The sequence below is a fragment of the Promicromonospora citrea genome (assembly GCF_013004695.1).
Classification (GTDB): Bacteria; Actinomycetota; Actinomycetes; order Actinomycetales; family Cellulomonadaceae; genus Promicromonospora; species Promicromonospora citrea.
The window spans coordinates 1-5535 of the sequence record NZ_JABEMG010000200.1; the positions used below are offsets into that span (position 1 = coordinate 1).

Here is a 5535-nt window from a genome sequence, read left to right on the forward strand (position 1 = left end):
GTCCGGGGCCGGCGCCCTGCGCTGCTCGCGGACCTCCGCGCCGAGGAGACCGCCGCCGCCGCCCGCGTGGCGGACGCGCGCCGCGCGATCGACGACGACGAACGGGAGAGCGAGGCCGTGCGCGCGGTCCTGACCGGCCTCGGTGACGTCGACGGCTGGTACGCCGGGGCGCTCGCGGCGGCGGAGACGTGGGCGGTCCAGACGGCGTCGCCCGCTGCGCCGGAGCTGCGCCGGCTCGGACGGTCGGCGCAGGCCCTGCGGCGCGAGCTCACCGGGCTGGACGAGCTGTCCGCGGCCGCCGACCGTGCCGCGACGGCGCTGACCGCCGCCCTCGGGCACCTCGACGACGCGTGGGAGCGGGCGCAGGACGAACGGCGCGCCCGCACGAAGCCGTTCCGGAGGCACACGGTCATCCTCACCGACGAGCGCAAGGCGGACCGGATGGACCAGGCCGTGGGGCAGATGCACCAGGCCGGCGAGGCGCTGCGGGTGCTCGCGAGCCGGCTCGACGGCATCGGCCTGGACCGTGCCGCGGGTCTCATGGCGGCGGACTTCCTGGGGCCGTTCGACTTCCTGTTCGACGCCGCGCCCCTGCACCGGTCCTTCGTGGACGGCATCGCGGGCGCGGGCGACCGGGTGCACGACGCCCTCGACGCCGTCGACCGGGCCCGGGTCGCGATCGCGGCGAGCCGTGTCGAGGTCGGCGGCCGGCTCGCGGACCTCGACCGGCGGCGCGAGGAGCTGCTGCGCGGCCTGTGAGCGGCGCGCCTAGCGCGTGCGCCAGCCGGGCAGCAGGCGCTCCAGGGCGTCGGCGAGGGGTACCGACTCGCCGTCCTTGCCGCCCGCGCCGAGCGTGAGCGGTGGCCTGCTGGGCTCGGGGCGCATGCCGCGCACCCGGTCGAGCAGGCCCAGCGGTGCGGTGAGCACGTAGAAGGTGCCGTCGGTGGTCACGCCCGCGCTGCGGTCCACCCGCAGGTACCAGCCGCGCAGCGGCGTGCGTGCCGTGCCCCGGCCGCCGTACCCGCGCACGACCAGCGGCTCGGGATCCAGCCCTGCCGCCCGTGCGGCCTCGGCGAACCGGCGCAGCATCTCCTCGGCGCGGGTGTGCTCGGCGTCCTGCCGTTGCCGCAGCCGCTCCGCCTGCACCCGCACCGCCTCGGCCCGCTTGCCCGCCCAGTCGTCAGCCATGCGCGCAGTCTCGCACCCGTGGGGCGTGCGCCCGCTACCGCAGCGCGGCGGCCGCGATCTCGAGCGCCTCGTCGCGACCGATCCCCAGGCCGCGGACCACGTCGGCGTACCGGGCGGCCGCCTCCTGGGCGCGGGCCAGGCGCTGGTCGCCGGCCGCGCTGACGAACGTCCCGGCCCGGCCCCGGGTCTCGACCAGCCCGGCCGCCTCGAGCTCCCGGTACGCGCGCGCGACGGTGTTGACCGCGATGCCGAGGTCGGCGGCCAGCGCCCGGACCGTGGGCAGCCGGGTGCCGACCGGCAGCGTCCGGACCGCCATCTGCTGGGCGAGCGCCGTGCGCACCTGCTCGTACGGCGGGACCGGGGAGTCGGCGTCGATGCTGATCACGTCCGCCACCCTACAAGCGCGGCTCGCCGGAAACTTCACCCGGTGGTAGACATGGAGAACGCGACATGTACGACAAATCATGTTCGACGAGCCGGAGCGGGGGCGTGCCATGGTGGAGCCGTACGAGATCACGGACGAGCAGGGGACGGTGCTGGAAGTGCTCGAGCCCGACGGCGGACCCGCCGGTGAGACCGCCGCGGACCCGCAGGCGGCACCCGACCCCGGTCCCGCACCCGCGGACGGCCCGGTGGTTCCGCAGGCCGCCGTGAACATCGCCCCGCGCGCGTCGTGGGGTGCGCGGTACGCGGACGGCGACCTCACCCTCGAGGGCCCGGCGGTCGAGGTCTTCCTGCACCACTCGGTCACCGCGCAGCTCTCGCCGGACGCGAGCGTCGAGGCCGAGGCCGAGCAGATGCGCGCGCTGGAGAGCGTCGGCCAGTCCCGGTTCGGCACCGGCATCTCCTACAACGTCGTCGTCTTCCCTTCCGGCCGTGCCTACCAGGGCGTGAGCTGGAACCGGCGCGGCACGCACACGGGCGGGCGCAACAGCACGGCGCGGTCCATCTGCCTGGCCGGCAACTACGAGACCAACGAGCCCACCGCCGCGCAGGTGTCGACGGCCGCCGCGATCTACGGCGAGGGCAAGGGCCGCTGGTGGACGCAGGCGGCCCCGCTGTACGGGCACCGCGACGTCACGTCGACGGCGTGCCCCGGCCGCCACGCGTACGCGCGCCTCGACGACATCCGCGCCGGCGAGGGCACCACCCCGCCGAGCCCGGGAGAGCCGGGCGGCCTCGTGGTCGACGGCGCCTGGGGCACCGCCACCACCCGCAGGCTCCAGGAGGAGCTCGGCACGCCGGCCGACGGCGTCGTCTCCTCGCAGAGCGTCTACTGGCGCGACCGCAACCCCGGCCTCACCTCCGGCTGGGAGTGGGTCGCCGACGCCCAGGGCTCGCGGGTGATCGCGGCACTGCAGGCGCGCACCGGCATGCCGTCCGGCCGGCGCGACGGCAAGATCGGCCCGCAGACCGTCAGCGCCCTGCAGCGCCACCTCGGCACGCCCGTCGACGGCGTGATCTCCCGCGACTCGCTCGCCGTGATGGAGCTGCAGCGACGGCTCAACGCCGGGCGCGTGTAGCCGGCGGACCGGGGGCCTGTGGACGCACGGCGGTGAGCGTCGGTGACGACGGATAGTGTCGCGTCCATGACCGAACCGGCCCAGTACCCTCCGCCGACCACGGCGGCCCAGCCCGCCACCCGTCCCGAGCCCGGACCCGTGCCGCTCGGGGCGGCGCCCCGTCCCACCGACGGCGCCGACCTCGCGGCGCGCATCCGCGGGGCGATCGCCGACGAGCTCGGTGACCGCGTGGCAGGCCTCGAGCGCGCGCACGTCGCCGCGGACCTCGACGGGGCGGACATCGCCTCGGCGCACGTCGACCTCACCGGCGTCGTGGTCCGGTTCGACGGGACGCCGGCCGCGCCGTCGGCGGGGGAGGCCGCCGAGCAGCGCTGGCGGCCCGAGGTGGTGCGCCGCGAGCGGGCGACCGCCCGGCGCGTCCGGCTGGAGGCCCACCGCCTCGTCGTCGTGGACCTGCCCGTCGACCTGACCGCCGAGGCCGACGGTCTCCGGTTCGACTGGGTGGAGGGCGCCGACGGGCGCGTCGGCGTCGAGGCGGTCGAGCCGTCGGCCGAGCACCCGGTCTCGGGGCACGCGCGCGTGTCGGTCGACAAGGAGGGCCTGGTGGCCACCGTGCGGGGCATCCTCGCGGTCGTGCTGCTCCAGCAGGGCGTCACCCTGACGGACCTCGACGTGGACGTCGTCTCCCGGGGGCCGCGTGCCGCGAGCGTCCGGGTCGACGCCGCGATCAAGAAGGGCGTCTTCCTCTCCGCGCGCGTGCAGGCGACCGCGAGCGTGACGGTCGACGACGCCATGGTGCTCTCCGTCCGCGACGTGCAGCTCGGTAGCCCCAACCCGCTCGTCGGTGCGTTGCTCGGCACGGTCAAGGGTCGCGTCGAGGCCGCGACCGCCCAGGACATCGACCTCGGCGCCCACCTGCCCGAGGGTGTGCGCCTGGCCGACGTACGGCTCGACGTCGGCCAGGAGCTCACCATCTCGGCACGCCTGGCCTGACCCTCACCCTCAAGTCGAGGTCGAGGGTTACCGAACCCTCGACCTCGACCCGAGGGTCGGACGAGCTCAGTACGGGTACGCGACGTACTGCCTGTCCAGCGGCTCGGGGACGCGGAAGTAGCTCGCCACCACGGCAGCCGGGTCGGTCGCGAGCGCGCCCCTGCCCGGCACGTCGTCGCCGTCGTCCCAGCCCCACGGGGCGTTCGCCGCATCGCGCGTGCAGGAGATCCCGCCGTCGCCGCAGCTGCCCGACGTGTCGCCGGCGAAGGTGCCGAAGGCCGCGAACAAGCGGCCGTCGTCGCGGTGCTCCCACAGCCCGCCGGGCGCGTGCAGGTCGACGAGGCGGTAGGACACCGCGCGGTCGTCCGGGTGCTCCGGTACCTCGGCCCGCCCGCCCGGGTGGTAGACGACGCCGTCACCCACGATGTCGTACCCGCCGCGTGCCTTGAGGCCGTGCCCCTTGGCCTCCTGGGCGGTCACGGGGTGGGGCAGGCCGTCGTGCGGGCTGACCTCGACGGGCAGCGTGCCGTCGATCGTCTCGGCCCCCGCGCCCCACGTGCTGCCCTGCGGCGTCCACGAGTAGAAGTCGGCGTGCGCGACGGTGACGGCGGCGCGCAGCACGCCGTGCGGTGTGCCGTCCTTCTGCACCGCGACCAGCACCCCCTCGCCGTCGTTCTCGTGCTCCGTGTCGAAGATCGAGTCCGACCAGTCCCGCGGGTGGAAGAACAGGTACGTGACGAACCAGTGGGTGCTCGTCTCCAGCACCGCGTAGTAGGCGGTCGCCGCCAGGTCGAACCGGCCCGTGTTCTCCCAGTTGTTGCGCGCCTCCAGGTCGCCGTCGAAGTCGTACGCCGCGAGGTAGTCCGACCGGCCGCCCAGCGCGTTGGTGCCCGTCTGGTCCACGTCCTGGTAGTGGACCGGGGCCCACCGCTGTGCGATCTCGGCGGGGGAGGCCGCGGGCGCTGTGCTCGACTGCGTGCCCGACTGCGTGCCCGACTGCGTGCCCGACGCCGCGGACGGCGCGGCGGCAGCCAGGGCGACGGCGGCGAAGGCCGTCGCCGCCGTTCGGAGGGGTGCTCTCATGTCGTCTCCATCTCGTCGGTGACTCCTCGGTTCCGGACCCACCCTGCCGGACCGCGCATTGCCTGCGAGCGACCGACACATGGCAGTCCGATGACATCTCGTCCCGCTGATCCTCGGCACATCGGGTGAAGTGCGAGACATTCCGAGGCGTCAGCAGGGGGAGTGCTCGTCATGGCAGGGAGCAACACGGCCACAGCCTGGCGCACTCGTGGTACGCCCGGAACCCGGGGAGCCATGACAGTCACGACGACGCTGACGGAGCGCCTGGTGGACCTGGGCGACCTCCCGCCGCTCATCGAGACGACGACGAGCCCCGACGCCCGGCACGGCGGCCCGCGACCGATCGCGCAGATCGCGGTGGAGGAGGCGCTGCGTCGGCTCGGCGGCGTGACGCTCACGGTGCCCCCCGAGGCCCCGGCCGCGTCGGGGACGCCGTGGTCGTCGGTGCCCCGCGAGCTGCCCGTGCGGTTCGAGGGCCGGCGGCCGGCGCGGTGGCGCCGCCCCCGCTCAGCCGAGGACGAGGGCGAGCACGGCCAGCGCGACCGCCGCGCCCGCCCCCGCCCACGCGATCGCCACCTGTCGGCCGGTACGTCGCCGGAGGACGTCGAGCTCGGTGCGCAGCTCGTCGTGCGTGGCGCGCAGGGCGCCGTACTCGTCGTGGGCCGCCCGGAGCTCGTCGTGCGCGGCCCGGCTGCGTGCGTCGGCCCGTTCGGCCGTGGTCCGCGCCTGTGCGGCGTCCGCGCGTGCG

The 5535-nt window shown here is 75.7% G+C and carries 7 protein-coding genes; 4 read left to right on the top strand and 3 right to left on the bottom strand.

Translation table 11 applies throughout. From position 1 onward, the window contains the following. The coding region (locus HLB15_RS22035) for a hypothetical protein (protein ID WP_171108686.1) at positions 1–759 on the top strand (759 nt) is incomplete at its 5' end. 9 nt (positions 760–768) lie between these two features. Here the strand turns inward: HLB15_RS22035 and HLB15_RS22040 are convergent. Both HLB15_RS22040 and HLB15_RS22045 read right to left on the bottom strand, forming a co-directional pair. Further along, positions 769–1188, bottom strand: a complete 420-nt coding sequence (locus HLB15_RS22040; protein ID WP_171108688.1) for a hypothetical protein — start codon at positions 1186–1188, stop codon at positions 769–771. 34 nt (positions 1189–1222) lie between these two features. Further along, entirely contained in the window at positions 1223–1573 is a 351-nt protein-coding gene (locus tag HLB15_RS22045) for a GntR family transcriptional regulator (RefSeq protein WP_308424944.1), read from the bottom strand. Positions 1574–1652: 79 nt separating this feature from the next. On the opposite strand from HLB15_RS22045, the gene HLB15_RS22050 reads away from it, so the two are divergent. Together HLB15_RS22050 and HLB15_RS22055 are read left to right on the top strand one after the other, a co-directional pair. Further along, on the top strand, positions 1653–2711 hold the full coding sequence (locus tag HLB15_RS22050) for a peptidoglycan recognition protein family protein (RefSeq protein WP_171108690.1): 1059 nt from the start codon (positions 1653–1655) through the stop codon (positions 2709–2711). A 66-nt stretch (positions 2712–2777) separates the two neighbouring features. Beyond that, positions 2778–3704, top strand: coding sequence for a hypothetical protein (locus HLB15_RS22055; RefSeq protein ID WP_171108692.1), 927 nt, complete (start codon positions 2778–2780; stop codon positions 3702–3704). Between the two features lie 66 nt (positions 3705–3770). Here the strand turns inward: HLB15_RS22055 and HLB15_RS22060 are convergent, their stop codons facing one another. Then, positions 3771–4787 (bottom strand): hypothetical protein, encoded by a 1017-nt coding sequence (locus tag HLB15_RS22060; RefSeq protein WP_189087082.1) that lies wholly within the window; start codon positions 4785–4787, stop codon positions 3771–3773. A gap of 234 nt (positions 4788–5021) precedes the next feature. On the opposite strand from HLB15_RS22060, the gene HLB15_RS22065 reads away from it, so the two are divergent. Next, on the top strand, positions 5022–5535 hold a 514-nt coding region (locus HLB15_RS22065; RefSeq protein ID WP_212760227.1), incomplete at its 3' end, for a hypothetical protein.

What these genes read in the sequence shown, in the direction of transcription:
- HLB15_RS22055 (WP_171108692.1), top strand. Translation starts at nt 2,778, where the DNA reads ATGACCGAACCGGCCCAGTACCCTCCGCCGACCACGGCGGCCCAGCCC.
- HLB15_RS22050 (WP_171108690.1), top strand. Translation starts at nt 1,653, where the DNA reads ATGTTCGACGAGCCGGAGCGGGGGCGTGCCATGGTGGAGCCGTACGAG.
- HLB15_RS22060 (WP_189087082.1), bottom strand. Translation starts at nt 4,787, where the DNA reads ATGAGAGCACCCCTCCGAACGGCGGCGACGGCCTTCGCCGCCGTCGCC.
- HLB15_RS22040 (WP_171108688.1), bottom strand. Translation starts at nt 1,188, where the DNA reads ATGGCTGACGACTGGGCGGGCAAGCGGGCCGAGGCGGTGCGGGTGCAG.